The sequence below is a fragment of the Paenibacillus oryzisoli genome, from assembly GCF_050467285.1.
Taxonomy (GTDB): Bacteria; Bacillota; Bacilli; order Paenibacillales; family NBRC-103111; genus Paenibacillus_E; species Paenibacillus_E oryzisoli_A.
In genome coordinates this window covers 125,558-150,362 of sequence record NZ_JBCMUN010000014.1, presented here as the reverse complement: position 1 = coordinate 150,362, position 24,805 = coordinate 125,558, and the positions used below count along the sequence as shown (strand labels likewise).

General features: G+C 49.2%; 30 protein-coding genes and 1 tRNA gene. 18 read left to right on the top strand and 13 right to left on the bottom strand.

All coding sequences use genetic code 11. The features are described from left to right. Window positions 1-177 precede the first annotated feature (177 nt). The 9 genes from ABE504_RS23795 (at window position 178) to ABE504_RS23755 (ending at window position 5,662) form a co-directional block, all read left to right on the top strand. Complete coding sequence (locus tag ABE504_RS23795; RefSeq protein ID WP_430093504.1) at window positions 178-636, top strand: DNA N-6-adenine-methyltransferase; 459 nt, start codon at window positions 178-180, stop codon at window positions 634-636. Between the two features lie 264 nt (window positions 637-900). Further along, window positions 901-1,590 (top strand): hypothetical protein, encoded by a 690-nt coding sequence (locus ABE504_RS23790; protein ID WP_430093502.1) that lies wholly within the window; start codon window positions 901-903, stop codon window positions 1,588-1,590. Window positions 1,591-2,075: 485 nt separating this feature from the next. Beyond that, complete coding sequence (locus ABE504_RS23785; RefSeq protein ID WP_430093500.1) at window positions 2,076-2,204, top strand: hypothetical protein; 129 nt, start codon at window positions 2,076-2,078, stop codon at window positions 2,202-2,204. Window positions 2,205-2,418: 214 nt separating this feature from the next. Then, the gene (locus ABE504_RS23780; RefSeq protein ID WP_430093498.1) at window positions 2,419-2,727 is read left to right on the top strand and encodes a hypothetical protein; all 309 of its coding nucleotides are present in this window, start codon (window positions 2,419-2,421) and stop codon (window positions 2,725-2,727) included. A gap of 26 nt (window positions 2,728-2,753) precedes the next feature. After that, window positions 2,754-3,083, top strand: coding sequence for a hypothetical protein (locus ABE504_RS23775; RefSeq protein ID WP_430093495.1), 330 nt, complete (start codon window positions 2,754-2,756; stop codon window positions 3,081-3,083). Window positions 3,084-3,374: 291 nt separating this feature from the next. Further along, window positions 3,375-3,584: a helix-turn-helix domain-containing protein gene (locus tag ABE504_RS23770; protein ID WP_430093493.1), complete on the top strand. Its 210-nt coding sequence runs from the start codon at window positions 3,375-3,377 to the stop codon at window positions 3,582-3,584. 106 nt (window positions 3,585-3,690) lie between these two features. After that, on the top strand, window positions 3,691-3,873 hold the full coding sequence (locus tag ABE504_RS23765) for a helix-turn-helix domain-containing protein (protein ID WP_430093491.1): 183 nt from the start codon (window positions 3,691-3,693) through the stop codon (window positions 3,871-3,873). Window positions 3,874-4,068: 195 nt separating this feature from the next. Continuing rightward, complete coding sequence (locus ABE504_RS23760; protein WP_430093488.1) at window positions 4,069-4,425, top strand: DUF2538 family protein; 357 nt, start codon at window positions 4,069-4,071, stop codon at window positions 4,423-4,425. A 49-nt stretch (window positions 4,426-4,474) separates the two neighbouring features. Beyond that, the gene (locus tag ABE504_RS23755; RefSeq protein WP_430093485.1) at window positions 4,475-5,662 is read left to right on the top strand and encodes a tyrosine-type recombinase/integrase; all 1,188 of its coding nucleotides are present in this window, start codon (window positions 4,475-4,477) and stop codon (window positions 5,660-5,662) included. Between the two features lie 179 nt (window positions 5,663-5,841). Here ABE504_RS23755 and ABE504_RS23750 read toward each other — a convergent pair. Then, window positions 5,842-5,914: transfer RNA gene (locus ABE504_RS23750), tRNA-Ala, on the bottom strand. 145 nt (window positions 5,915-6,059) lie between these two features. Between ABE504_RS23750 and ABE504_RS23745 the strand changes: the two genes are divergently transcribed. Both ABE504_RS23745 and ABE504_RS23740 read left to right on the top strand, forming a co-directional pair. After that, window positions 6,060-6,347, top strand: coding sequence for a hypothetical protein (locus ABE504_RS23745; RefSeq protein WP_430093482.1), 288 nt, complete (start codon window positions 6,060-6,062; stop codon window positions 6,345-6,347). Window positions 6,348-6,360: 13 nt separating this feature from the next. Next, on the top strand, window positions 6,361-6,876 hold the full coding sequence (locus ABE504_RS23740) for a VanZ family protein (protein WP_430093480.1): 516 nt from the start codon (window positions 6,361-6,363) through the stop codon (window positions 6,874-6,876). Here ABE504_RS23740 and ABE504_RS23735 read toward each other — a convergent pair. Next, window positions 6,854-7,003, bottom strand: a complete 150-nt coding sequence (locus ABE504_RS23735; protein WP_430093478.1) for a hypothetical protein — start codon at window positions 7,001-7,003, stop codon at window positions 6,854-6,856. The genes ABE504_RS23740 and ABE504_RS23735 overlap by 23 nt on opposite strands. 114 nt (window positions 7,004-7,117) lie before the next feature. On the opposite strand from ABE504_RS23735, the gene ABE504_RS23730 reads away from it, so the two are divergent. After that, complete coding sequence (locus tag ABE504_RS23730; protein WP_430093475.1) at window positions 7,118-8,941, top strand: ABC transporter substrate-binding protein; 1,824 nt, start codon at window positions 7,118-7,120, stop codon at window positions 8,939-8,941. 34 nt (window positions 8,942-8,975) lie between these two features. Here ABE504_RS23730 and ABE504_RS23725 read toward each other — a convergent pair whose 3' ends face one another. Beyond that, a complete protein-coding gene (locus ABE504_RS23725; RefSeq protein WP_430093473.1) occupies window positions 8,976-9,239 on the bottom strand; it encodes a hypothetical protein in 264 nt (87 codons plus the stop codon). Between the two features lie 107 nt (window positions 9,240-9,346). Here ABE504_RS23725 and ABE504_RS23720 point away from each other — a divergent pair, with 107 nt between their 5' ends. Further along, window positions 9,347-10,012, top strand: a complete 666-nt coding sequence (locus ABE504_RS23720; protein ID WP_430093472.1) for a tetratricopeptide repeat protein — start codon at window positions 9,347-9,349, stop codon at window positions 10,010-10,012. Between the two features lie 158 nt (window positions 10,013-10,170). Further along, window positions 10,171-12,186 carry a hypothetical protein gene (locus ABE504_RS23715; protein ID WP_430093470.1) on the top strand — a complete coding sequence of 672 codons (2,016 nt, stop codon included), beginning with the start codon at window positions 10,171-10,173 and terminating at the stop codon, window positions 12,184-12,186. A gap of 20 nt (window positions 12,187-12,206) precedes the next feature. Here the strand turns inward: ABE504_RS23715 and ABE504_RS23710 are convergent, their stop codons facing one another. Then, window positions 12,207-13,262 (bottom strand): acyltransferase, encoded by a 1,056-nt coding sequence (locus ABE504_RS23710; RefSeq protein WP_430093467.1) that lies wholly within the window; start codon window positions 13,260-13,262, stop codon window positions 12,207-12,209. A 313-nt stretch (window positions 13,263-13,575) separates the two neighbouring features. Here ABE504_RS23710 and ABE504_RS23705 point away from each other — a divergent pair, with 313 nt between their 5' ends. Then, window positions 13,576-14,007 carry a DUF86 domain-containing protein gene (locus ABE504_RS23705; RefSeq protein ID WP_430093465.1) on the top strand — a complete coding sequence of 144 codons (432 nt, stop codon included), beginning with the start codon at window positions 13,576-13,578 and terminating at the stop codon, window positions 14,005-14,007. Window positions 14,008-14,112: 105 nt separating this feature from the next. Here the strand turns inward: ABE504_RS23705 and ABE504_RS23700 are convergent, their stop codons facing one another. The 6 genes from ABE504_RS23700 to ABE504_RS23675 all read right to left on the bottom strand — a co-directional run bounded on the left by ABE504_RS23700 (window position 14,113) and on the right by ABE504_RS23675 (window position 20,461). Then, entirely contained in the window at window positions 14,113-14,580 is a 468-nt protein-coding gene (locus ABE504_RS23700; RefSeq protein WP_430093463.1) for a DUF4358 domain-containing protein, read from the bottom strand. Beyond that, window positions 14,577-15,725, bottom strand: a complete 1,149-nt coding sequence (locus ABE504_RS23695) for a DHHW family protein (protein ID WP_430093797.1) — start codon at window positions 15,723-15,725, stop codon at window positions 14,577-14,579. The genes ABE504_RS23700 and ABE504_RS23695 overlap by 4 nt, the downstream gene beginning before the upstream one ends. A gap of 26 nt (window positions 15,726-15,751) precedes the next feature. Continuing rightward, the gene (locus tag ABE504_RS23690; RefSeq protein ID WP_430093461.1) at window positions 15,752-17,158 is read right to left on the bottom strand and encodes an MBOAT family O-acyltransferase; all 1,407 of its coding nucleotides are present in this window, start codon (window positions 17,156-17,158) and stop codon (window positions 15,752-15,754) included. Between the two features lie 31 nt (window positions 17,159-17,189). Then, complete coding sequence (locus ABE504_RS23685; RefSeq protein ID WP_430093459.1) at window positions 17,190-17,858, bottom strand: GDSL-type esterase/lipase family protein; 669 nt, start codon at window positions 17,856-17,858, stop codon at window positions 17,190-17,192. Between the two features lie 105 nt (window positions 17,859-17,963). Further along, a complete protein-coding gene (locus ABE504_RS23680; protein ID WP_430093457.1) occupies window positions 17,964-19,790 on the bottom strand; it encodes an ATP-binding protein in 1,827 nt (608 codons plus the stop codon). Next, window positions 19,787-20,461 carry a response regulator transcription factor gene (locus tag ABE504_RS23675; RefSeq protein ID WP_430093455.1) on the bottom strand — a complete coding sequence of 225 codons (675 nt, stop codon included), beginning with the start codon at window positions 20,459-20,461 and terminating at the stop codon, window positions 19,787-19,789. The genes ABE504_RS23680 and ABE504_RS23675 overlap by 4 nt, the downstream gene beginning before the upstream one ends. 159 nt (window positions 20,462-20,620) lie before the next feature. Here ABE504_RS23675 and ABE504_RS23670 point away from each other — a divergent pair, with 159 nt between their 5' ends. After that, window positions 20,621-21,253: a helix-turn-helix transcriptional regulator gene (locus tag ABE504_RS23670; protein WP_430093452.1), complete on the top strand. Its 633-nt coding sequence runs from the start codon at window positions 20,621-20,623 to the stop codon at window positions 21,251-21,253. A 142-nt stretch (window positions 21,254-21,395) separates the two neighbouring features. On the opposite strand, the gene ABE504_RS23665 is transcribed toward ABE504_RS23670, so the two are convergent. Beyond that, complete coding sequence (locus tag ABE504_RS23665; protein ID WP_430093450.1) at window positions 21,396-21,641, bottom strand: hypothetical protein; 246 nt, start codon at window positions 21,639-21,641, stop codon at window positions 21,396-21,398. Between the two features lie 160 nt (window positions 21,642-21,801). Continuing rightward, the gene (locus ABE504_RS23660; protein WP_430093795.1) at window positions 21,802-22,437 is read right to left on the bottom strand and encodes a bifunctional 4-hydroxy-2-oxoglutarate aldolase/2-dehydro-3-deoxy-phosphogluconate aldolase; all 636 of its coding nucleotides are present in this window, start codon (window positions 22,435-22,437) and stop codon (window positions 21,802-21,804) included. Window positions 22,438-22,665: 228 nt separating this feature from the next. On the opposite strand from ABE504_RS23660, the gene ABE504_RS23655 reads away from it, so the two are divergent. Further along, the gene (locus ABE504_RS23655) at window positions 22,666-23,118 is read left to right on the top strand and encodes a DUF948 domain-containing protein (protein ID WP_430093447.1); all 453 of its coding nucleotides are present in this window, start codon (window positions 22,666-22,668) and stop codon (window positions 23,116-23,118) included. A gap of 7 nt (window positions 23,119-23,125) precedes the next feature. Beyond that, a complete protein-coding gene (locus ABE504_RS23650; RefSeq protein ID WP_430093445.1) occupies window positions 23,126-23,461 on the top strand; it encodes a YtxH domain-containing protein in 336 nt (111 codons plus the stop codon). Between the two features lie 82 nt (window positions 23,462-23,543). On the opposite strand, the gene ABE504_RS23645 is transcribed toward ABE504_RS23650, so the two are convergent. Beyond that, on the bottom strand, window positions 23,544-24,677 hold the full coding sequence (locus ABE504_RS23645; RefSeq protein ID WP_430093442.1) for a phosphodiester glycosidase family protein: 1,134 nt from the start codon (window positions 24,675-24,677) through the stop codon (window positions 23,544-23,546). Window positions 24,678-24,805 lie beyond the last annotated feature (128 nt).

Here is a 24,805-nt window from a genome sequence, read left to right as displayed (position 1 = left end):
GCCCAGCGCTGGAAATTCTACACTCCTAACGTTAATCAACTATTACCGGGCATATGCCTTGCAAATCATGAACCATAGGGCATATTTCAACCCATTTTTCCACTCCTAAAAGAAAATCATGCGAACACAAGCAACATGGACGTTGCTTCCAAATTATCTCACAGGAGAAAAATACGCATGAGCATTAATCCAGCATTGTTTTCATCAAAAACCGATATGTGGGCAACCCCACAAGATTTCTTTGATCGTTTGAATGACGAGTTTGATTTTGAACTTGATGTTTGCGCCTTGCCATCAAACACCAAGTGCAAAAAATTCTATACACCAAGCATGGACGGCTTAAAGCAAGATTGGGCAAAAGATGCCAAAAGTATATGGATGAATCCACCCTACGGTCGTACAGTACAGGAATGGATAAAGAAAGCTTATGACACTTCTCTTGAAGGCGCAACGGTCGTCTGCTTGCTCCCGGTAAGACCGGATACAAAATACTGGCATGAATACTGTATGAAGGGCGAAATTCGATTTGTAAAAGGTCGGTTAAAGTTCGGTAATGCCAAGAATGTGGCTCCCTTTGGTAGTGCCGTCGTCATTTTCGGTTCAGGGGCAAGGATTGGTACACTGAGCGCCATGTAAGCATACAACCATCAATTACTATTTGCCGTAATTTACGGCTCACTTCATTTTCGTAGGCTTCCCGCCTAGCGCCGGAAGTTCTACACCTTATAATATAAATTACCTATGGATTGTGAATCAGAAATATACTCCAAGACCCACTTCTACCCATCTGCTCCACTCCTAAGAGATAATCATGCTAATACCACCCAGTGGAATGCGTTCAAATAATTTTTTTGAAATCAAATATCAATTGTTCAAAAACAAAAGGAGAGATACAATTTCATGTTCGAAGCTCTAATTACAAAAGAACAAGTTAATCAGGCATTCCGTGCCATTCAAAAAAATGGTGTTCGTGTAAGGCAAAATTTTGTGTTTTTCCCGAGTGATGGATACTACAAGATGGAGGAGAAAGGATATATCAACTACTGCTTTTACACTAGGCAGGATGAATTTTCTAATGGTTTTCATCGCGGTCGCCTGTACCTAAAATGGAGCGGCAATCCGAACTTGATCATCGAAGGTATCAATAGTGTTGAGGGAATTTTTGCTCATTGGTCCGGTGATGAGGGGGAATGCATCGCCATAACCAATCATGATATCGAGGAAGAATATGACTTGGCAGCTGGAAAAATCGAAAAAACCAAGAACTTTGAGATAATGGACCTTCAAGTTCTGGAGGATGAAATAATGGGTGATTGGTATTCCCTCTCTTGTGTAGTACAGCTCAAAGGACATGACACCCCATATAAAATTGAGTACAGAATAGACAAATGGCGGGCATATGGATATGTTTCTTTAAATTTAAAGGGGTATCATCCATCTTATCGATATGAAAAAAAACGAGTAGCTGAGCGGTACGAGTATGTGATATTGCGAAGACTTATAAAACTTCCAGAAGTTCGACTCCGGGTTCAATTACACACAAATCTATTAAGCGAAAGCTGCAGTAATCCATATTTACAAGTGCTATAAAGCTGCCGTACACATGCGGCAGCTAATACATAAAAATTTTACAGCCTTTCCTAACCCCCCTTGAATTCGACTTCCCGGATTTGCTATTATATCCATGTAAGCAATACAACATTAACTTTGACACGAGCTACGCGCTGTGATCCTATAACGAAAAGAGGCTTAAACAGACCTGAAGTTGTTCCGAATAGGACAACGAAATCGTCACCTGATCGCTTGTTGCGATCAGCAATCATGAAATTATTACACGCAACTTATAGATAAAGATAACCCGAGCTGTAGGGCTGGCTGTATATTTGCCTACCTACATGACGACTCTGTTTTCTTCTATATCTACGTGCGTTCTAACTCATGAGCAGACCATTTCGATGTTCCCCGGAGCACTCCAGGTCTGTTTTTTTGTGCGCAAAAACGCTTGAAAAACAGCCAAAATCACAATTCCTCTTGCGAGGACAATATATCAACCAACAAATTTCGGAGGTACTCACATGACTTCAAAAACAACATTCAATCAATTCAATGATTTAGAACAGCTTGCTGATCACTTGACTCGGCATTTCCAACAAGAAGAACAAGATTTAGTAACGCCAGACTTTCGGTACAAGATGAGAAGCTGATTATCGATTTTGAGTATGACAAATACACCCCATCGGAGAGGATTCTTTCAACATGGACTCAGCTTGCTCACAATCATGAGGACGTTGACGATTTGATTGAATGGACAACCATTTTTCGAGATGAATATCTAAAGACTTATGTAAAACATTAGATTCTCCGAGCTTCTTAATCTCACAACTCAAAATACCATCAAAATAAAGGGGAACATGAACCATGCGTAACATCACCATAGCAAATCATGGCAAATTCATTGAGGCAAAAACGCATCGAAAGGGAATCTTCGTTGAAATTCACTACTTGTGCGACAACTGCGAATGCGAACACTTCTTCTACATCATTAAGTATAAAGGCTATCCAGTAGAGTCAGGAAACTGCGGTAGCATTGTCAACGGTCAATATGACGTTGCAGAGATAGGCGAGGATGAGGAATGGCGATATTTCAAGATCCTTGCAAAGCTGATGAAAGATGACCATATACGGCGCTCAATATATGACATCACTAAACGCTATCAAGTTAATTAGATCAATATATAGGAGATAAAAGCAATATGAATATAAAAAACATTCACCTTGTAGAACCAAACCCGTTTGAAGAGGCGCTCTCGCTGCCTCCAAGTAAATTAAATATAGCTGTTGAAGTCAAGCTTGATAATACCGACATGTATTTCCTGTTACTCCGAAAAGGAAAAAATAAAGAGCCGGTTCCCATTGCTCTGTTTAAGCCACATCCAAAGCCTACGGCTGAATTACCTTTCGTAATGAAACTTGACCTAGTTTGGAAGGATGGCGGGAGTGACGGAAGCTTCTTATATTTTCAAGAACTGATTCAAAAAGCTATCCATCATCCAGATATTAGATTCCAATTACTCTTCGTATGAGGTGCAAATGAAAATAACAAGCGCTGGAATTACCGCCGACTATCAGCACAAAAAGACAATGCATTATGTTCTGGCTATAAAGTTGGAGAACGATCCGTCCCGATACGAGATAACAATCTACAGAGACGGTTCAAATATTATTCCCGTTACATTTTCCAAAGAAGACTGCCCTGAAAATCGATATTGGTACAGGTCAGACGGAGAACCAAATTCATTTATCAAAGAGATAGCAAGACAATCAGCTTCAATTTTAAACATCTGAACAATTTTCAATGTGGAGGAAAAAAAGTAATGGCAAGAAGAAGCAAAAAATATATGAATCCTGATGAACTGCCCGAGGTATTGAGGGCTGAGGACATACAATCGTTTCTTGATATTGGAAGAGTACAGGCATACGAATTAATCAAAACGGAACAATTTCGCAGCGTTAAAATCGGCAGAAGCATTCGCATCAGTAAAAAGGGCTTCTTGAAATGGTTTGAAGGTACGGAAGCTTCTTAATATTTCGCTGAAGGCTTCCCTCCTTGCGGGGGAAGTCCACCACTAATAAAGATAACTCCCGCAGCATTCCTGCTGCCTTTTCATAAAATTTATAGGAGGAATTTAAATGGATCGCAATGAACTGCCCGAGCAAATGACAGCAGAAGACATTAAATCTTTTCTTAATATTGGCAGAATACAGACTTATGAGCTTATCAAAAACGGAAAAATCCCTACTGTTAAAGCCGGTCGAAGAATTTTTATTAGCAAAAAAACATTTCTGGACTGGTTTGATGGACCGGATTCTTAATGACTTTCAAGCATTTTAATGCGGGTACGGAAATTTTATTGACAAGTCACTTTTCCCAGATATCATATGCAAAACCGCTTCAATTGTCCGCTGTTTTCGCAGTGGCACATGCTCTGCTCGTTTTGAAACGTGTAGAGTGCACCCTGACTTCTAGCAAGTCAGGTAATAAAAAAAAGACAATATGGAGGAATCAAAATGTACTTTGTAAACGAAGAACATGAACGTAACTTTAATTTCTTGCTCGGGAAATACCCCATTGCAACCGTGGACAAGGAATATCAAACAGGCTTTTACATCGTTTCAAATCCGGTTATCTATCACTATTGCAACGGAAATCCCGTAATTGATGGAAATGGACCGTTTGACTGGTTCTTTGACGAGAACTGTGACAAATCAGGACTTTCGAACGGTTATCGGCAATTGGTTCAGGCTGGAATTCATTTGTACAACAATTTCGATGAGTTCTCTTTGTATCTCTCGCTAGGCACTTGGGGATTCGAGCTGTTCGAGGTGTTCATCCAAGCATGCAAGATCCGGCGTGGAGAAATTTGAACTCTGAACGCAAAGAAACATACAAATTAATTGGGAGCGTAATTATAACATGGCACGAACGAAAAAATACCCAGGCGTATACGAACGCAAGGATACAAAGACGAAATCATACTATTTTTTAATTTCAACGACCGACCCCAAAACAGGGAAAAGGAAACAAGATAAATCTAAGAGTTATTCAAATCCCGAGGACGCCTATAAAGATTTAATCGATACAAAAGATAAACAAATGAAAGGAAAGTACATTAAACCAACAAAAATTACATTAAAGGAATGGGTTGAAAAATGGCTTGGTGATAAGGAACTTAGCCTTAAGAAGAAGACACTTCAATCTTACACAGATCGGGCTAAGCACATTATCGAAGAAATCGGACATATTGAGCTTTTCAATCTAACCAAGGATGATGTTCATGACTTCTATAGGGCGCTCAAAAAGAAAAATAAAGTAATTTTCAACGGCAAAGAGAAAGTCACTACTAACAAGAAATTATCTAGCCGAACTGTCCATGATACACATAAAGTATTAAAGATGGCATTAATTCAAGCCTACCGTGATGAAAGAATCCCTCGCGATATCGCATCGCAAATCGAATCCCCCAAGGCAAAACAAGCTAACCACAATATTCTAAAGCCGGACGAAGTTAATTTATTCCTAAACGCGGCAAAAGGAGACCAGATATATTGTGCAGTTTATCTCGCCATATTCTGCGGCTTACGGCAGGCTGAAACGCTTGGTTTGACATGGGGTGATGTTGACTTAGATAATCAAGTCATCTACATTGTTCGCACGCTTGACCATGAGGAAGACGATTGCGCTGTCAGCGATGGAACGAAAACGGATGCAGGAAAGCGCCCTGTGGAAATTGATGAAGAAATAGTTGAAGTCCTTAGAGCCCAAAAGCGACGGATTGAAAAGGACAAAGAGCTCACTGGTGATCTTTATCAAGACATGAATTTGGTCTGTCCAACCAATATTGGAACGCCAATGAATCCGAGCAATTTAAGACGCAGCTTATATCGAATCATAGATAAGGCTGGAGTAACACGGGTTACATACCATGAACTTCGCCACAGTCACGCAAGTTTAAGTGTCAAATCCGGTGCAGACATAAAATCCTTATCATTCCGATTAGGTCACAGTTCCACACGAGTAACGTTGGATATTTATTCACACTTGTTGCCCGGTATGCAAAAGGCAGTGCTAAAGAAATTCAGAGATGAAATAAGCGATAAATAACTAGAACAGGCTTTGGGCTTGTTCTTTTTTATTATCTCATTGTTATTGCTGATTATTTCTCGTATTCATGAGTATTATTTTACCATATGTTACCGAATTGTTACCAGACTGGTTTAATGACGATTCGTTAACATTCATAAAAAAGCAAAGAACCCTTGATATACAAGGGTTCTTCATTATGGAGCCTAGGGGGATCGAACCCCTGACCTCATCGCTGCCAGCGATGCGCTCTCCCAGCTGAGCTAAGGCCCCATGTCGTTGTCGTGATGCCGACTTTTTGTATTATACAGGCACAGTTGAAGACAAGTCAAGTCCGTTTTTGCAAACGTTGTTTTCCGGCGCCGATTCATGCTAACCTAGTAACATAAACTATCGTTCTCGTAGGAGTGAAGATAAGGTGTCGAATGCAGTGTTGTACTGGGTTTTCTTGGGGATCGCTTTCGTAGTTCCGTTCGTGTTGGGCGTAGGCCTCATGCGTAAAACGAATCGGCTGGGCTTCTCCTTTTGGGTGACGACAGTCTTGAATATTGTGCTGACGTTGGCGGCGGCGTTCTGGTGGAAGTCGGTTACGACGGACAAGTTCCAGATGATGTTCGGGATGGCGTTCTACGGGGTATCAGCCGTGAATGTGATGGTGATTGAATTTTTCGCGCTGTTCAGCATCCGCAAGAAAATGAACAGCTAGATGGAGGGCGGACATGACGAAGAAAGTCGGATCCAAAGCGGTATTCTATGTGTTTCTAGCAGCCGCGCTCTTATGGATGGCGTTTATTTATATGAAGTCTGCGGAAACGTACCAGCAGCAAAGCCTTCGGCCTTTCCTCGAATCCAAGCTCTCCGAGCAGCAGCTCAAACATTTTCCTCATTTGTCTTTTCATTATGACGGTCAATGGATTTCTTGGCAGGATCCGATCAATGCGATTGAATTTTTCATAAGAAAAGCAGGGCATGTCAGCGAATATGCGCTTCTGGCCCTGCTGTGGTCCATTGCCTGTTTGGCGAAGCCGTTGAGACTGAACATGGCGTTAGGCACCTCCTTCCTAATCTCTATCGTTTATGCGGCGACGGATGAGTGGCATCAGACGTTCGTAAAAGATCGAACAGGGCACCCGATCGATGTCGCGGTGGATGCGGTGGGCATTCTTTTGGCAGTTGCCATCGTGTGGCTCGTCATGCGCCGCAAAACAAGGCTTACAGCCAAAAGAGCAGGCTAGCTAAGAGGACGTATACTTTTCTTTTGCGGACGGCTTTCCATTTCCAGTGCTCGGCGGCTGTGCTCGCCAAATCCTGCTGCTGCCACTCCATTAATTTTTCCGATACATAAAGGTCTGTAGGTTGCATGTGATTTCAACTTCCTTTCATTTCCTGATGTGTTTAGTTTACAACTAGAATAAGGGGAACAAAAAGTGTATAATTCACTTCAATGATTTCCCCTTTTATTCAGGAGGTTGAGCGATGCAAATACTGAATCATTTTCTTGAGCTGAGAGCCAGCTTTGAACATGGTATCGAGCACAAACCGCAGGCCATTACGCTGGAAGAAATCGCAGCCAGATTGTATTGCTCTACACGAAATGTGAAGCTTTTGCTGAAAAAAATGTGCGAGCAGCAATGGATATCCTGGAAACCGGGACGCGGGCGAGGCAATGTGTCGGAGCTGACGTTCCTCGTATCCGCAGAGGATATGATTGCCAAGCAAGCGATGGAATTGGCCAGCAGTGGCGACTATAAAGGATCGATCGAGCTGATCCACCAACTTGGCAAGGGAGAAGCATTGCAGGACTCCTTTGTGGAGTGGTTGTTCGGCTTTTTTGGCTATAAGACGGTAGAGCATGAGACGAGACTCAAGGACACACTGCGTTTTCCCGTGTACAAATGGATCGTGACGCTGGACCCGGCGCAGTGCTTCTATGCGTTCGATTTTCATATGATGAACCAGATCTTCGATACGTTAGTGCAGTACAATTCGCAAAAGAAAGTGATTGAGCCCCATTTGGCGCATTATTGGCAAGTTAGTAGGGAGGGTCTGCATTACACGTTTTATTTGCGCAAAGGGGTATTGTTTCACCATGGCCGGGAAATGACGGCACAGGACGTGCTGTACTCGCTGGAACGTTTGCAAAAAATGGGCGAAGCCGCTTGCCAAGGCTGGATGACGGCTGGGATCGAGTCGCTGTCGATGCTGAATCGGTACGCGCTCACGATCGAGCTGAAGCAACCCAATGTGCTGTTTTTACAGCAATTGGCGCATTCCTCCATGGCGGTTGTCCCTGAGGAGATTTACAAAGATCATGTGGACATTTTCGGGCGCATGCCGATCGGGACAGGACCGTTCCGCCTCGAGCGCAACGACGACTATATCTGTAAGCTGAGCGCATTTGACAGCTATTTTGGCGTCAGGCCGCAGATTGATCAAATTGAGCTCTGGCGGCTCCCTATGGAGTTATCCGAGGCGCAGCAAAGCTGGGAGCGCGTGCAAGTGCTGGTCAATATGGAGACGAATCAGAAGCCGGTCGGAGCCGTCGGCAAAGACGCGGAGTGGCATCAGATCAAACAGTCGATTATGGGCTGCAGTCTGCTCACCTTTAATCAGAATCGGCAAGGGCCGCAGCGGCAGCTGGCGTTCCGTCAAGCGATCAATCTGATTCTGGATCGGGAAGGGATGATTCAGGAGCTGGGCGGCTTTCGGGAGGCGCCCGCGAGGAGCTTTTTGCCGGATCGAAACATGGATTACGGGCCTGCCTTGCAGACGGATGTTGAACGGGCGAAGCGGCTGCTAGCTGAGATCGGTTACAAAGGAGAACGGCTCCGAATGTATGTGTATGGGAATAACACGGAGGATGCGGCATGGATCCGCAAGCAAAGCGGCAAAGCGGGGATTCCTGTAGACATCATTGTTCGCAGCGAAGCGGATATGATGAAACTGGAAGTCGTGAATGAGGCGGATTTCATCTTTTACCACATTTGTATGGAGAGCAATTATGACTTGCATATCATCCAAACGCTCAAAGAAGCCAACAGTTACGTACGTGCACATTTAGAGCCGGTGGAGAAGAAGCGGGTGGATGAGGCGATCGACCGCATTATGATGGTTCCTGACGAGGAAATGCGCATTGCGCTGCTGCACGAGCTGGTCGAGGAGCTTCAGGCGAGCAAATCGTTCCTTTTCGTACTGCACCGTTCGCAGCAAACGACGTACCATGATTCGGTCAAAGGGCTCAGCATTAACGATTTGGGATGGGTTGATTTTCGGAAAATATGGTTCACGCCGACAGGTTAAGGCTGGTGAGTCGAGGGCTAATAAAAAAACGACCCTAAGGTCGTTGTTGCGAATTGGATTCAAAACGGTTTTCCATGGCTTGCCAACGGGCATTGGCGACAAAAAAGCCGATAAAGAAGAACAAGACCAATCGCGCCGGGACCCAGACGGGATTAATTTGATGAAAGCTGATGAGTTCAATGAGGCTTGTGATCACGGTTAGCCCAAGTCCCCAAGGCAGCAGTCCAAAAAGGACCAAATATTTGGATCTGCCTAGCTGTTTTCTTTTTAGCCAAATGTCCTTGTGTGATTCTTTCATGTGGTGAAGACTCCCTTTTTTTTCTTTCTATTATAGCATCCCGCAAGAAAGATGAACATCACCCGCATAATATGGTAGTATTAGGAAGTTGAAAGGAGGAAATGTCAATGTTGCTCAAAGTTTTACTATTCGGCTTACTGTGGCGCATCGTTGGGAATCCGTTTCTTGCACTTCTGATTCTTCTCATAATTTTGTATTTCCTGGATCGAAGATACGTTGGACTGACGCCGAATCTTACAAAGCCGTTTCAGTTAAGCCGCCGTGCTGCGAGGCTGAGAGCAGATCTTCATGCCAATCCGCATAACACTTCGGCGAAGCTGGAGCTGGCGAGAATTCTGATAGAACGCAAAAAATATCAGGAAGCGCTCCCGTTCTTGAAAGGCGCGCTGCCGATGATGCAGGACTCCGCGGATGTCCATTATGAAATCGGGCTGTGTCTGCTCAAAACAGGCGATCTCACGCAAGGCGAGACATACATGCTAGAAGCGGTCAATCTGAATCCGCGCGTCAAATATGGCGAAGCCTATCTCCAGCTTGGCGAGGCACTGGCGAAGCAAGCGCCGGAGCGGGCTGTGCGCCTGCTCGAGCAGTTCCGCGACGTCCACTCGTCGTCCGTCGAAGCGTACTATCGGCTCGGCCAGCTGTACCAGCAGCTCGGCCGCCAGGATGACGCGAAGCGCGCCTTCGGCGAAGCGCTTGATATTTACCGCGGCTTGCCCCGCTATAGCCGCCGCCAGCAGCGTCGCTGGGCCTGGCTCGCGCGGTTCAAATAGCATAGCCATACAACACATGCACAAGGCGAAGAAGCCGGCAAACGAATAGGTTTGCCGGCTTTTCCTATGATTTACATATCCAGAAATATCCAGTACGATAGAGGTAAATGATGAGGCGAGCTGTGTATGTGTGCGGCCGGTAAAATGGAGGTTTTTACGTGATCGGACATGCTGAGAGTTCTAGAAAGCCAACAGGTCGTAAGCAAGAAGATGAATGTAAATCGGGGGAGTCTCTGACAAGCCCTTTTGCGGAACGCAGCGGCCGAACCCTTTCTGCCCAAACCGGCATGTATCTGCAAAGAACCATTGGGAATCGGGCAGTGGGGCAACTGCTGCAAGCCAGTAAGCCGGTCATTCAGCGGGATCTTGTCAAATATGACGAGATCTTGCCGCCAGATACCCATCGACGGTGGATGCCGCTCAAAACCGAGATTGATGGCGACAACGAGGCTGTTGGGTATGAAGCCCAAGTTGAGGGGTCTGGCAAAAAGTGGAAAACAGAGGTGGAATGGGACGCCGCCGACCATGATGACGGTGTAAAAATGGTAGCGGATCCGCTTGGCCCCGATCATCCGCTTGGGAGCACACCAGGCGCGAAGGGCAAGTGGGCGGATAAGCGGAAAAAGATGGAGCGCAATTCAGGTAAAATGGATTACGTAGCCGGTCATTTGCTGAACGAAAATTTGGGAGGGCCGGGAAATGATGTTCGCAACTTAGCCGCCATCCCCCAAGTCGCGAACAAGAAACATTCCGATGAAGTGGAGGAAAAAATTAAAGACATCGTCAACAATCAGCATGGCTGGGTGCGATATGAGGTGAAAACCAAGCAGGCCCAGGACACAAAATCCAGAAATTTATGGTATACGTCCGCGTTTGAATGTGATTGGTACCAGTTGGACCCCAAAACCAAAGGAAAGGTGCCGGGGACACATGGGCATGTGAATATAGACATACCGCCCCCCTCCTATTTTAAAGGCGGGAAGGACAGCTTGAAGAAAAATCCGGCCAAATCTGGTAAGGGCGTCAACAGATGGGACCGCGATCACGCAGCCGCGTGGTCCAAAGTCGCCCGTAAAGAAGTGGTGCTGACCAACACGGATGATCTCAGTTCTGCAGCAGCCGTGATGAAGCCAATTCAAGCGGTGCTTGATAAAATGGGGATTTCCGATACGATTCTGGACGTTCCGCAAGATGAGTTGTCCAAGAGCCTTGTTTCGATTATGAAGTCGGCCAGCGTGAGCGACAACGAGAAGAAAGCGAATGAAGTGATTAAGACGGAAAGCGCAACGCTGAAAGATCTCAGTACGAAGGATCAGTTGGCTGATTATGTCATTGCCAAGGATTTGGACTGGGCGCTGGAGAATGCCCCGAAAGAGCGTCATCTCCGGTTACAGGGTATTTTCGCTGAGGCTCAAAAATTATTCGAACTTATTCATCAGGCACCCGCAGCCGGCAATTTATTGTCTGATGTTAAAGTTGCGCTTGAGAAAGAACACGAACAGCGGCAAGCGGTTGAGGAAACTGCGAGGCATTTATTAAAGCTGGTTGTCAAGGCACGAGAGGAACGGGATAGAGCGCTGCAGAGCTCCATTGGTTTTGCGAATAACGAACGCAACGCCTTCGGTCTAGAGCCGATCCCCACGGATCAATCCTACGGCAAATCGATGGAGCAACTGCAAACTACGGAAATGTTCGATCATACTAACTTTGATTATTACGAAAATATTCCCATGACCCCGTATCGCCAGGAAGTCATGGAAGATGAGATGCGAAGCGAGACCGAATACAAAGATTTTGAAACCCGCGGCAAGAGTACCACCTATAAGCATCTGCGCAAAAATCAGAAGAAATATAAAAGCAGCAAGTTTATGAAGGATTATGGTCCACGCATTGAAAAGTTTAATAAAATGTCAGCGTTCAATTACGATAAAAAGATCATTCAATTGTTGTCCGATTATCAGGATCATCAAAACGCTTTGGTTCAGCTGAGAATTTTAAAATTCTCTTTGGGCGATATGGTTGTCCAGCCGTTTATCGATATGGTCGAAGCGAAGCGTGACAGCGATTGGGGGAAATTTGGCACTTCCTGCGGTACGATTTCGGACAACTATGCGGGCAACGGGAAAAAATATAAAGAAATTTACAGTCACATGCATGACGTGATCAAAGGGTAATGCGGCATTGTGCAGCCCGTCTAGCGCCGGGCTGCTTTGCGCATCGCGCTCGCGTAGACACGCGCGAGCGCATACGCACCCGCTAGGCCGACGAGAATCGCGGCCACGGTGTGCGCGCTGTAGAGCCAGCGCTGCGCGTCTGGCTCCGGCGCCAGGCGATCCCACAGGGTGAGGATCGCCGGGTGCGCCAAGTACACGCCAAAGGACGCGGCGCCGAGCGCCGCCCCGCCTTTGGCGACAAGCCCTGTGCGCGCCGCAAGCGCGCGCGCAGCCGGCAGGCACGCCATCGGCACGGCCATGGCGTACAGTACGAGATCAAGCTCGTACCACGCGCTTGATAGGGCAACCCGGCCGCGCTGCTGGAGCAGCAGCCCGCCGGCGAACAGTACGCCCGCGAGCACGGCCGCGGCGCGCACCCACGCGTGCCGCCGCTTCGCCCAGGCGGCCACCGCGCCATAGCGGAGGCCCGCATAGGCGCCGAAGCAAAAATACGTGCTGTAGCCGAGCAGCAGCGAGTCGTACTCTGGCAGCGGATGCACCCAATGGTGGCAGACGTAAGCGGCTGCCTGAATCCCGAGGCCGAGCGGGATCAAAGCCTTTTGCATCCACGGGTGGGCTTTCACAAGGCCCATGAGCAGCGGGAACACGGCATAGAACTGCAGAATGATCACCATGTAGTACAAATGATAGCTGGCGTTGCCCGAGAGCAGCAGCTTGACGAAATACCACAGATCGAACCGGACGGTACCATGATAAATCCATTGATTCCATACATAGTAGAACAGCGACCAGAGTACGTAGGGAACGGCAATTTTGCGCAGCCGCTTCCACCAGAATTCACGCGCCATCCCTGGCTTCCATCTGTCGCCATACGTATAAAACAACACCAATCCGCTAATCCAGATAAAAAGGGGAACGGTGAACAAGGACGCTTTGTTGATCAAGAAAAATACAGCCTGGGATACGCTTCCTGAGGGAAGCAGCGTTGCGGCGGCGGTGCCGTGAATGACGAGCACAGCGATAATCGCGAGTGCGCGCAAATAATCGATTTCAGTCAGTTTCGGCTTGGCAGCCATGCAGGGCAATCTCCTTTTGTACAACTTCGGCAGGCAAGCGGTGCGGTCGAGTCGTTTTCTAGCAATCTCTTAAAAATGTATCACGAACCTGTGAACAGAACAACGGCGGAAAGTGCTGAAGATTGCCGGAGTTAACTTGACGCTCCCAGCCGCCCACGCTAAACTGAGAAAAGAATATGGAGAGAGTCAAGGTGAATGCAAAATGAGCTATGAATATGTCATGCAGGCGGTTTTACTCATATTTTTAGTCATTGTGACATTTTTTGCGATGATGGTATGGACGAAATGGCGGAAAAGAGGACGGAGATAGGCCATGTATTTTATTAACCATGAACAAATTAATAATCGACTCGCTTTTTTAAACGTACTGGCGGAGACAAGCTGCGAGGTCGTCGCCCAGTGGCAGCAAGGCACGCCTAGTTTGGCCTGGCAGATGGCTCAGGAGCGTGTGCTCCATTTGGCCATCGAGACGGTAACGGATGTCGGCAGTCTGCTGATCGACGCGTTTATTTTACGGGATGCGAGCTCGTATGAAGATATTGTGGAAATCGTTCACGGCGAAGGGGCGTATTCGGAGACGCTGACCGCTACGCTGTTGCAGCTGGTAAAGCTAAGAAAGCCGCTGGTGCAGGACTTTGTGGATCTGGAGCGCGGGGAGCTGCATCCGCTGATGGCGGTGCTGCCGGACGCATTTGAAGAGTTTAAAACAAGCGTAGCCGCGTTTATTAAAAGTGAGTTGGCATAGCGAAACAGAACTGAACTGATTCGAATCGTAAAGAATCTCCTCAGTTACGGTAAACGCAGCAAGAAGCCGGGTTCAATTGAACCCGGCTTTTGGCCTTCGTGCAGCTTACTTCACAGCTTCTTCAAACGCGCGGTCCATTTGATCGACGTCCCTAGAAACGGCGAAGAAAACGAACCGCCCCTTTGATTTCAACACATTCTTTTCGATCAAGTCATACTCTACGGGGCGGTAGTCCTTGAATTTGACCGTTTGCGTCTTAATCCTTTGCCGGATTTGATTCATGACGTTTTCAGTCTCGCTCGTATCCTTGACTTTGATGACGGCGAGTTCATCCGCTTGGACGTTCGATAAAGCCGTATACAGAACAAAATCTTCCACATCGCCCGCCTCAATATGGTACAGCTTTTGCAGATCCTTGGCATCCCTTTGCTGCATCTCGCTTAACTTTGCCGTTTGCTGAATGTGCTCGCTTACTTCCAAGGCAGTTAGCGTTTCAGAAGCTCCGCCTCGCTCGGAACATCCGCTCAAAATCCCCACCGCGATAGCAAGCGCTATAATCCTTCGTTGTTTCATGGCATTCCCTCCGTTAAGTTCAAAATCGACGGATCTTCAAAAAAGGTCTTGCAATTGTACAAAATCAGCATGTCTTGGAATTGACGTTCCTGCACGAGCTTCAGGATGGATTCGTCGTAATACCGTAAATCGACGACATCGATCTCGCCGTAGTGCTTCGTCAAGAACGGGATCAAACTGTTGGCGTACGAATCCTTGACCACCAGCAGCTTTTTGTTCTCGGGACCGTCCGTTGTGATCCGGATCAGGGCATGGTTGCCATTGAGAAAGACGGTGTACTTATCCTTCTTGTGAAGATTGTCCATCTCGTACAAAGAATCCGATATGCGACCTTCGTCCACGTACGATACCTTAATTTTGCTGAGCTCCTTGGGCAAATAAAGGTTGATCTGGTCGGGCTGCAGGCGGCGAAACCCACTTTTCGAAAAGAGTGAGCCGTAGAACTCATCCGTCACTTGGCGGATGTCGAACGAAGCTTCGCCTTGCGGAATGATCCCCAGCTGGCTGCAAAGCGCCTGATAGGCATAGTAAGCGCCTTCGGTTGTCCAATGATGATCGGTTTTATAGAAAATCGGTTGTTCCCGCTCGGTCGCCAGTGCAGAATAAACATCCACGAAGCGAACAGATTGCGGCAGCATCCGGCGAACCTGATCCAGATCGGCCCGTTCGTCGTCGACGGGGGCGTATGCCGGCAGCTTGTCCGCAAGCACCGCGCCGGCAGTGGGCGCCAGCATGACATATTTGCGTATACCGGGTGCGGCCTGGTCGAAAGCTCGAAGGGCACGGGCTCTGTCCTCCAGGTCCGCATCCGATGGAGACGTGTACGTCTCCATGAGGTACCCTTCCTTGCCCAGGAGGACGCCGTTGCTCTCTTTCACGCCTAAAAGACGGTCTGCATCGCTTTTCGCTCTGACCCAGGCGTCCCGGAAGGCGAACTGATCCCATGTATAACTTTCGTAATTGGATGTGAAATGTCCCGACAGCAGCGAACGCAGTGAGAAGGAAGGGCGCTCCGCCAACACCCGATTTTCCGATTCCGAGAAGGGCTTATCGGGTATTAGAACATTCGCCGCAATCATTGCACCGACATAGCCCAGCAGCAGTAAGCCCGTAAGGGACCTGCGCTTCGAGTCGTATCCCATTATGGCGATCTCCTCTCTTTGAACTACCTTTAAAAGCGAAAATATAAGAATGGATTATATGTCTCTTCGACCAAGTAAGCCGTCGACAGAAGCAATGCGGCGAAGTAAAGCGCCGGAACGGCTACCGCACCTCCCAGGCGCCATTTGATCTTAAGACGTGATGCCATCTTGCGCGGAAACGGCGTAGCGCACAGCGCTGCCAGCGCAAGCAGGATTCCGTTCGTCGACAGGTTGTAAAGCGCCTGACGGTCGACCCAGCCATGCGCGGCGAAGCCGAACATCGTTCCGATAAACGTCCACGCCGAGGTCAGGCTGTCGAATTCGAACCATACCCAGCCGACGATGACGGCCAGAAGCGTGTAGAGATGGCCTGTCGTACGCGGACAACGATGCAGCCATTTCAGAAGAAACAGCTTCTCGATCGTCACGAGCACTCCGAAATATAAACCCCAGACGACAAAGTTCCAGCTTGCTCCGTGCCACAATCCGGTCAGAAACCAGACGATGAGCAAATTCCGCAGCTGCTTGCGAAGACCCAGCCGGTTGCCGCCGAGCGGAATATAGACATATTCCCGGAACCAGGAGCCGAGCGAAATGTGCCAGCGCCGCCAAAACTCCGTCACGCTTCGGGACATGTACGGGTAATTGAAGTTTGGCGTCAATTCGAAGCCGAACATTTTGCCGAGCCCTCGCGCCATATCGGAATAGCCGCTGAAGTCGAAATAAATTTGGAATGCGAAGGCCACAATGCCAAGCCAGGCGGACAGCATGCTCACGTCTTCCACAGGCCCGGCTTTCACACTTGTCCATAGCATTCCGATATGGTTGGCGAGCAGTACCTTTTTGGCCAAACCCCGAATGAACCATTCCGCGCCTTCGCCGAACCGTTCCAGTGTCACGCTGCGCGACACCAGCTGCCGAGCGACCTCTCCGTATTTGACAATCGGACCGGCAACAAGCTGCGGAAACATCGCCACATAGGTGCCGAATGCGGCGAGATTTCGCTGTGCGGCTGTTTTGCCGAGGTAGACGTCTACTACATAGGACATCGTTTGGAACGTGTAAAAAGAAATGCCAACTGGCAGCGGAAGATCGGCAGCCTGCAGTTGGAGGTGGAACAGCCGATTCAGATTGTCGACAATAAACCCGGCATATTTGTAAAAGCACAGAATCGCCAAATTGCCGGAGAGGGAGCCAATGAAGATTGTTCTCGCAATCGCCTTTCGATGTCTGAACTTGTCAATCAGGAGACCGTTGGCATAATCGAAGACGGTGGCGAAGATCATCAGGAAAATATACAGTGGCTCGCCCCAGGCGTAGAAGATGAGACTCGCGGTGAGCAGCACCACGTTGCGCAGCCGCTTGGGCGAGGCGTAATAAACGAGCAGAGCGGCAGGTAAAAATTGAAACAGAAAGATCAGGCTGCTGAATACCAATGTCCGTTACCTCCCGGGAAGCTGCTGGCGCTCATCGCGCCGTCTGATCATTCTTCAATCTATCGAGCAAGAGCGGATAAAACGCCGCCTTGAAATGAATACCATCATTGTCGTACAGATCTGAATGTTCGGCGACGAGCGGAGACAGATCGACGTATCCGACCTGCTCCTGGGCGGCCAGCGCCTTGAGTCCTTCATTGTAATTCCCGATCGTTCGATAGCGCGGCTCCGCTTTCTCCGCGTCGGCTGTCACCGGGGTAACGGACAGCAGCGTGATCTCTGTTTTCGGAAGCTTTGTTTGAATGAGGTCGATCAATTGGGCGTAGTGCGTCAGCGAATACGTCTGCGGGTCATCCGTCGGCCACAGGATGTCGTCCGAGCCCAGTTGGATGAACACCCGCTCGGGCATTCGTCCGACCAGCGTGTCGATGTCTCGCAGCGCGAATTCCGCCGTTTTTCCTGCGCCGGCCAGCACGTTTTCCTCATTCAGCACGTCGTGATAAGACAGCCCTTCCGTAATCGAATCCCCGAAAAACACGCTTGTCCGATACAGCGCTTCGTACGAAGACGGCGGCGAACCCGCCGCTGATTCCGAAGCCGTGGAAGCTGGAGCTTGTCCGTTGTTGTTTTGATCCCCGCACGCTGCAAGCGAGAAGGCGATAGTTCCTATCAGCAGCATTCCCAACCATTTTTTTGACATGATTCAGTTCCCCTTTCTTTCCTCAAAGGGAATGTTACGTAATGGAGATAAAGATCATATGCAGATGACATGCAGATAAAATGAAAAAACGCAGAACTTGAAGTTCTACGTTTTCGTCTTCTTATTTAATTCAAAATAAAACAGGACGCCATCTTCGGTATTGGTTGCTCCGTAACGTGCCTCATGCAGTTCTAAAATTTGCTTGGAGATCGCAAGACCGAGCCCTGTGCCGCCGGTTGAACGATGACGAGAGCCTTCGACGCGATAGAAACGGTCCCATATTTTTTCCATCTGATCGTCCGGAATGTGGGTGCCTTTGTTTTCTATGCATATCCTAACTGTTTCCCGTTCTTCGATTGTCGCAATGAAAATGTTCTCGCCTTCCGGGGTATAGCGAATCGCGTTCGTCATGAAGTTCACGATGATCTGTTCGATGCGCAGCGGATTGGCGATGACTTCGACAGGGACGAAATTTTTGTGCAGCCGCAGCCGCTTGTCGTTGATAGCAGGAGCGAGCTTCCCACACACTCGCTCCAGGACCGCGTCGATACGAAATGGAACCAGTTCCATTTGATAAGTGCCGGATTCGTATTTTGCAAGCTCCAGCATGTCTGTAATCAGCAGGTTCATCTTCTTCACTTCGTCTTCCATGGCAGCGAAGTAGTGCCCTCGCTTCGGGCTTTCTGGCTTGTCTTTCAGAATATACAGGCAGTTCTCGATGACGCTGAGCGGAGTTTTCAATTCGTGCGATACGCCGGCGATGAATTCTTTTCGCGTCTGTTCCAGCCGCTTTTCTTGTTTGATATCCTGTTCGAGCCGGACGATGTGGGCATTCAGCAAGCCCGACAGCTCGTTGATGCCGCGGGACAAGTTGCCGATCTCGTCCTCGGTCGTAACCGGAATTCGAGTGGAAAAGTCCAGCTTGGCCATTCTCTGCGTCGCATCGTTCATGCGGAGCAGCGGACGGGCAATGCGACGGGCGTAATAAAAAGAGGCCAGCAGAACGAGCATCAGCGTGCCTAACCCGACGTAGCCGTAATATTGGCGTGCCACTGCCACCGCTTCGTTCACAGGTTGGAGCGAGTTCATGGCAAACAGATACTCGACCTCTCCAGTCTGGTCCGTCAGGCGTTTCACGAATATTTTATAAGGGACGTTGTTTTCTTCGTAATCCATGACAGTATCGATGTTTTCGCTGGAATCTCCGTAGAGCAGATTAGCCTGAAACGTCTTTATCCGTTCCAATAACAAATGGTTCGTATACCGGGGCTCGTCCGCCCCCTCCGGCGTCCGGACTTGCTCAACGGTACCATATACCAGCACAGTCGGGTAACGCTCGTGATATTCGCTCGGACTTCTGAACCTGGGGACGATTTCGTACTCCTTACGGACGAGCTGTCCATTTTCCAACCGGTTTTCCTCCCGCAGATTAGACGCGTTTCTTCCAATCCGCTGGGGGAACAATCGATTGTTGATGAGGATGCCTTCGATGGCGATGCGGTTCCCCGGGGTGACGAAGAAGTCAGGCCGCAGCGGGTTGCTGCCTCTCAAGTCTTCCACATTCATCATCATGTACAGGGGAATGGTGATCGTTTGGCCAGCAAGGGCGGGAGCGTTCGCGGCGTTCTCTAATCGCACCTCCGTTTCGAAGTTGTCCGTATATTTCAGATTGCCCTCGGCGTCTAATTGAGCGATCCAGGTGTTATATTTTTGATAAAATTGCTGTTCGTTTTGAAACGCGGTTCGAGCGTCCCGGACATCTTTCCAATCTTCTTGGGAAGCGCTTTGGAGGGCGTTCTGGACGTTACTAACTTTCTGATGCACGAAATATTGTTTGAAAAACACAGTTTGTCCGACAAATAAGCCTGCGAGCAGGATCATACATAAGCCGGCCGTCAGCAGAAACAGCTTGATGACGATGCTCTTCCTCATGTCTGCTCCTCGAATTTGTAGCCTGAACGAACGACAGTGACGATCATTCTCGCATGCTCCTGCAGCTTGGCGCGCAAATTTCGAATATGACTGCTGAGCGTACGATCATCACCCGCGAAGTCGTAGCCCCAGATTTTCGTGATGAGCTGCTCTCTTGTGAGAATGATACCTTTGTTGTTCAACAGGCAAGCCAAAATTTCGAATTCCGTATGCGTCAAAATGCAAGGTTCTCCGTCAATCGTGACCGTTCGGGAAGGGAGATGGAGAACGATCGCACCACCGGATAGTGTGTTCCCCGATTCACGGATTTGCCGACTTTCCAACAGCCGCTTCGCTCGCGCCAGCAGGATGGGCGGGCTGCAGGGTTTGACAACGTAATCGTCCGCACCTAACTCAAATCCTAACAGCGTGTCGTCTTCGTCCGAACGGGAGGTCAACATTAAGATGGCGACGTTTGACGTCTTGCGTATCCGACGGCAGACAGACCATCCGTCCAACTCCGGCAGCATAATGTCCAGAATGATCAGGTCGACTTCATGCGCTTGAAACAGCTCCAAAGCCTGATTCCCATCGCCCGCTTCCAGCACCCGGTATCCTTCATCCGACAAATACTCCTTCATGATTTCCCTTAGGATTTGCTGGTCTTCCACGATCAAGATCGTTTTCGGCATGTTATCCCCCCTTGATTCGATGTATAAATACGATGTTACCATGTTTAAGTGGGGGCCTCAATTAACTGCGGGACAGGGCATTCCCAGTGATCCTCGATTTACATATCTCCCGCGATACGGTAAAATGAGACCAACACAAATTCCGAGGCAGGTGAGAGCATGAGTGAAACATTAGAAATGTCTACGCGCAAAATGATTCTCTCCATGCTCAAAACGCAAGGCTCATTAAGCGTACAGGAGCTTGCCAAGCAGCTCGGAATTACTGAAATGGCGGTCAGGCGGCATATTCATGCACTGGAAAAGGACGACTTTCTTGAAGCGAAGCTGATTCGCCAAGCGATGGGCCGTCCGACGAATGTGTACACGCTCGCCCCGCAGGCGGATGATTTATTTCCCAAGAAATACTTGCAGCTTACGCTTGATTTGCTCGATGAGCTGCTCGAGGACGAAGGGCATGAGAAAATCGAACGATTGTTTGAAGGCCGTCAAGGGAAGCTGGAGGCACGTTATCTCCCCCGCATGTCTGGAAAGTCGCTTGAGGAGCGGGTAGAGGAATTGGCTGCTATTCAGAACGAGAACGGTTATATGGTCGAGTGGTCGCAGCGTGAGGATGAGACGTTCGAATTTAATGAGCATAACTGCCCGATTTCCAAAGTGGCCGGAACATTTCAGCAAGCGTGTCAATGCGAACTGGCCTTGTTTCAAAATTTGTTGGACGCCTCCGTTGAGCGGACGGCCTGCCTGGCCAAAGGTGCTAACAAATGCGTCTATATTATTCGCCCTAATTCATAAAAGACCATCTTCCGTCATACGGAGGATGGTCTTTTATGAATTAGGTATATCACGTTACGCTGCAATCCTGTTTTCTGCAGAACCTACAGGTAAATCGCATAATTTACCACTGCTCCTGACTTGCTGAAGAAGAAATACGTTGCTACTCAGCTTCTTGTAGAAGAGGAAAAGAAAATTCCTGCGAGAAGGCAGGTTTTTTCAAAATAAAGATGCTTTTCACAAAATGCCTGCGATAAAGCAGTTTTTTTAGGCGAAACTCGCTCCAAAAAGGAATTTCATTGGAAATTCCTGCTTTTTTGCAGGAATCTCTCGAATCAGGAGGGGAAAGCGAATAATTCCTGCTTTTTAGCAGGTTTGCTGCTCCAGCCGAAGGCTTTCTTGGTTTCACGCACCCATGCCCAACGCCGAAAATTACCCTACTAATACATGCTAGTTCATCGTGCTTTCCACGCTGAGGGGGCACAACTCTTCGTGCCTCTGGTATCTGAGTAGTTAAGGAAATATATCTTCTTACCGTTAATCTAGGCGCACTGTCTCAACCCCGCAGCTTAACCCCTCGCAGCTCCAAGCAAACTTGCCGCCTTCTCCTTAACCCAGGCGAAGTTCCCGGCTTCGATCTCTTTGAGGTTGATCAGTGAGCCGCCGATGCCGAGGCCGTAGCAGCCGATGTCCAAAAACTGCTTGATGTTGCCTTCCGTCACACCGCCAACCGCCATCATCGGAATGTGGTCCAGCGGGCCCATCAATTCCTTGATATACGGCAGCCCGAGGCTTGCGCTCGGGAATACTTTAACCGCAGTGGCGCCTGCTTTCCAAGCTTTCACGATTTCGGTCGGCGTCATCGCGCCTGGGAAAATCGGGATTTCTTCCGCTTTGCACCAACGAATGACCTCTTCGTCGAGATTCGGCGTTACGATGAAGGAAGCGCCTGCGGCAACCGCTCTCTTGGCATCGTCCAGATCCAGCACCGTGCCGGCGCCGATGTACATCCGCTCTCCGCAATGGGCTTGCAAGCCCGCAATCATGTCGAGCGCCCCAGGTGTATTCAACGTAACCTCCATAACGGTAACGCCACCTTCAAACAGGGCATCCGCTACGCCCACAATGTGCTGCTCCTTAACGCCCCGCACAATCGCGATGATTCGTGTACGTTCGATTTCTTTGATTCCTTGCTCGCGCTGCATTGTTGCCATTTCGCATTCCCCCAGGCTGGTGTCAGATTGTCCTTCGTCTATTATGACAGGTTCCTGAAATTTTTCCAATTCGGTTGTGTCAAAACAAGCTCCACTTACCTATACTGTAGTAATTCATAGGCATTCGTCTAGAAGCGGTCGTCTTGTGATCACGAAGCAAGTCATCCGACTTGTGAATTCGTGGCCCTCATCATTCACAGCTTGCAGGAGGTGTCCGTCATGTCTTGGATCGAGGTCAGCGTGGTTACTGTGGCTGCTGCGTTTATTGTGCTTGTGGTGTTCGCGGTTCGGCTGTTTATTACGGCACGAAGCACGTTGCAGCACTTAGGCCGTACAGCGGATAACGTTCAAACGTCCGTCACCGCTGCGACCGCACAAGCCGAACAGTTGATGCAGCAGGTTGGAAAGCTGGCGCAGGACGTGGATCAGCAACTGCTTGCGCTGGAACCGGCGGTGCGGTCCGTCGAGAAAGCCGGGCAGGCAATGGGCGACGTGGCCGCTGCGCTGGGGTATACGGCGAAGAAGCTCCGAACGTCGATTGCAGGGGCGGAGAGAGTCGTCAGCGACCACCACCGGCGAATTCAAGACGCGATGGAATGGGCAACGACCGGCTACGAGCTGTGGCAGAGGTGGCAGAGCTATCGGAATGCGAAAAACGACACTAAGGAGTGAATCTCACATGTCCACTGAGAAAAAAGGTAAAGAGCTTCTGATCGGCGCGGTTGTAGGCGGGGTACTCGGAGCGGCAGCGGCCTTGCTGTTTGCGCCAAAATCGGGCCGCGAGCTCCGCAGCGATATTGCCGAAGGCGCGCAATCCGTCAGTCAAAAAACGCAAGCTGCGGCAAAGGCTGTCTCCACAACAACTGTTGATTTGGTCGGCAAAGCGAAGGATACGGCGGTTAACGTTGTTGAAACCGTTCGTTCATGGCGAGGCGCCTCCACGGAAGAAGCGGAAGAAATCGACGACATCGAGGCGTCTGAGGCAGCCGAGGATTTGGTTATTCTTGGGCGCTAATCGGCCCCCCTTAATGCAGACAAAAAAGGGAAGTCCGCATGCAACGCATTACGCTTGCACGGGCTTCCCTTTTCTCAGCTTATTACCACTTGGATGGGTCAATCTTGGAGATGTCGAGCCCTTCCCACACGTTCTTGATCGGCGCGGTCTCCGGGTGGTCGAAAAGCAGCCATGCGGTCGGCAAGTAGCGCTCGCCGTACTCGCTGGACGGTTTGTTGATGATCTCGTTGTTGTGGACGAGCACCGTCGAGGAACCGCCGTCCAGGTTCGCCGCCGTAATCGCGCCATGCGCGAGGAAAATCTCTTGGATATCGTAGAGCGTCGCCCCGATGCTGTGCGTCTGTCTGCCGTCGATCACGGCGAATAGGATCGAACCGTCCTCCGTCTGCGCCATGCAAGTGCGCGGTGCGATGCCCCAGCCGTCGGCCTGGTTCTTGATCTGGCCGACGCCGTTGACGATGAAGCGCGGAGAGAAGGAGACCGCTTCTTGGACGCCCATGCTGACGAGTTCGGAAACTTTGTACTTGCCGGCGATCATGCGGCCATCCTTGTCGATGCCGACCACGTTCACCGTGCCGTTCATGCCCCGGTCGTTATAGAAGATTTTGCCCCCGGACATGACGATGCCTTCCGGCTGAAAGCCGTTGCCCTCCCAGTTCGGGTCGATGAAGCCGCCACCGTTCACGCCGAGAATGGCGCCGGTTCGTTTGACCATGGAGGACACTTTCTCGCCTTTGCCGGCTTTATCCGGAACGGCGATGCGAAGCTTCTTCGGGTCGGAGATCGTGACCAGTTGGCCTTTAAAATTGGGGCCGGAAATCGGCTCGATCGTAACCAATTCTTTCTTGGGCGGAAGTTCTACCGTCGAAACCGCCGAAACTGGCGGATCCGTGTCGAGCTTCACGAGCCCTTTATCCTTTTCCTCGCCCATTTCATCAAATCTTTTCCAGTACGCTTCAACGCGCTTCTGCAGCTCATCGGAGCCAATTAAATATTTGGCCCAGTCGCGGTGCTGTGTCGTGATCAGCGTATCCGCCATCATATATCGAACATTCGAGCCTGACGTGCTTAGAAAAAACCACCCCAACCCGGCAATGCCTATCACCGTCAAGGTGAGCAGCGTATACATGAAAAAGAGCAGGCCTTTGGAACGTTTCTTAGGCCGAGTCCTTGAGGGCAGCGAGGCTTGCCGGGCGGTCGTTTGTTGTACTGCCATGTATCCAATCGTTCCTCTCTCTCAAAAAATAACTGCGCCTTTCCTATACTAGACGGAAAAGAAGGAGGAAAGTTTCAGTTTTTGACTGAAATTTCCTCCTCCGGGGATGCATGGGAGAGCAGTTCGCC

Excerpts from the sequence above, each read along its gene's own strand:
- ABE504_RS23795 (WP_430093504.1), top strand. The coding sequence starts at position 178 with ATGAGCATTAATCCAGCATTGTTTTCATCAAAAACCGATATGTGGGCA.
- ABE504_RS23790 (WP_430093502.1), top strand. The coding sequence starts at position 901 with ATGTTCGAAGCTCTAATTACAAAAGAACAAGTTAATCAGGCATTCCGT.
- ABE504_RS23785 (WP_430093500.1), top strand. The coding sequence starts at position 2,076 with ATGACTTCAAAAACAACATTCAATCAATTCAATGATTTAGAACAGCTT.
- ABE504_RS23780 (WP_430093498.1), top strand. The coding sequence starts at position 2,419 with ATGCGTAACATCACCATAGCAAATCATGGCAAATTCATTGAGGCAAAA.
- ABE504_RS23775 (WP_430093495.1), top strand. The coding sequence starts at position 2,754 with ATGAATATAAAAAACATTCACCTTGTAGAACCAAACCCGTTTGAAGAG.
- ABE504_RS23770 (WP_430093493.1), top strand. The coding sequence starts at position 3,375 with ATGGCAAGAAGAAGCAAAAAATATATGAATCCTGATGAACTGCCCGAG.
- ABE504_RS23765 (WP_430093491.1), top strand. The coding sequence starts at position 3,691 with ATGGATCGCAATGAACTGCCCGAGCAAATGACAGCAGAAGACATTAAA.
- ABE504_RS23760 (WP_430093488.1), top strand. The coding sequence starts at position 4,069 with ATGTACTTTGTAAACGAAGAACATGAACGTAACTTTAATTTCTTGCTC.
- ABE504_RS23755 (WP_430093485.1), top strand. The coding sequence starts at position 4,475 with ATGGCACGAACGAAAAAATACCCAGGCGTATACGAACGCAAGGATACA.
- ABE504_RS23740 (WP_430093480.1), top strand. The coding sequence starts at position 6,361 with ATGACGAAGAAAGTCGGATCCAAAGCGGTATTCTATGTGTTTCTAGCA.
- ABE504_RS23735 (WP_430093478.1), bottom strand. The coding sequence starts at position 7,003 with ATGCAACCTACAGACCTTTATGTATCGGAAAAATTAATGGAGTGGCAG.
- ABE504_RS23730 (WP_430093475.1), top strand. The coding sequence starts at position 7,118 with ATGCAAATACTGAATCATTTTCTTGAGCTGAGAGCCAGCTTTGAACAT.
- ABE504_RS23725 (WP_430093473.1), bottom strand. The coding sequence starts at position 9,239 with ATGAAAGAATCACACAAGGACATTTGGCTAAAAAGAAAACAGCTAGGC.
- ABE504_RS23720 (WP_430093472.1), top strand. The coding sequence starts at position 9,347 with ATGTTGCTCAAAGTTTTACTATTCGGCTTACTGTGGCGCATCGTTGGG.
- ABE504_RS23710 (WP_430093467.1), bottom strand. The coding sequence starts at position 13,262 with ATGGCTGCCAAGCCGAAACTGACTGAAATCGATTATTTGCGCGCACTC.
- ABE504_RS23705 (WP_430093465.1), top strand. The coding sequence starts at position 13,576 with ATGTATTTTATTAACCATGAACAAATTAATAATCGACTCGCTTTTTTA.
- ABE504_RS23700 (WP_430093463.1), bottom strand. The coding sequence starts at position 14,580 with ATGAAACAACGAAGGATTATAGCGCTTGCTATCGCGGTGGGGATTTTG.
- ABE504_RS23685 (WP_430093459.1), bottom strand. The coding sequence starts at position 17,858 with ATGTCAAAAAAATGGTTGGGAATGCTGCTGATAGGAACTATCGCCTTC.
- ABE504_RS23680 (WP_430093457.1), bottom strand. The coding sequence starts at position 19,790 with ATGAGGAAGAGCATCGTCATCAAGCTGTTTCTGCTGACGGCCGGCTTA.
- ABE504_RS23675 (WP_430093455.1), bottom strand. The coding sequence starts at position 20,461 with ATGCCGAAAACGATCTTGATCGTGGAAGACCAGCAAATCCTAAGGGAA.
- ABE504_RS23670 (WP_430093452.1), top strand. The coding sequence starts at position 20,621 with ATGAGTGAAACATTAGAAATGTCTACGCGCAAAATGATTCTCTCCATG.
- ABE504_RS23660 (WP_430093795.1), bottom strand. The coding sequence starts at position 22,437 with ATGCAGCGCGAGCAAGGAATCAAAGAAATCGAACGTACACGAATCATC.
- ABE504_RS23655 (WP_430093447.1), top strand. The coding sequence starts at position 22,666 with ATGTCTTGGATCGAGGTCAGCGTGGTTACTGTGGCTGCTGCGTTTATT.
- ABE504_RS23650 (WP_430093445.1), top strand. The coding sequence starts at position 23,126 with ATGTCCACTGAGAAAAAAGGTAAAGAGCTTCTGATCGGCGCGGTTGTA.
- ABE504_RS23645 (WP_430093442.1), bottom strand. The coding sequence starts at position 24,677 with ATGGCAGTACAACAAACGACCGCCCGGCAAGCCTCGCTGCCCTCAAGG.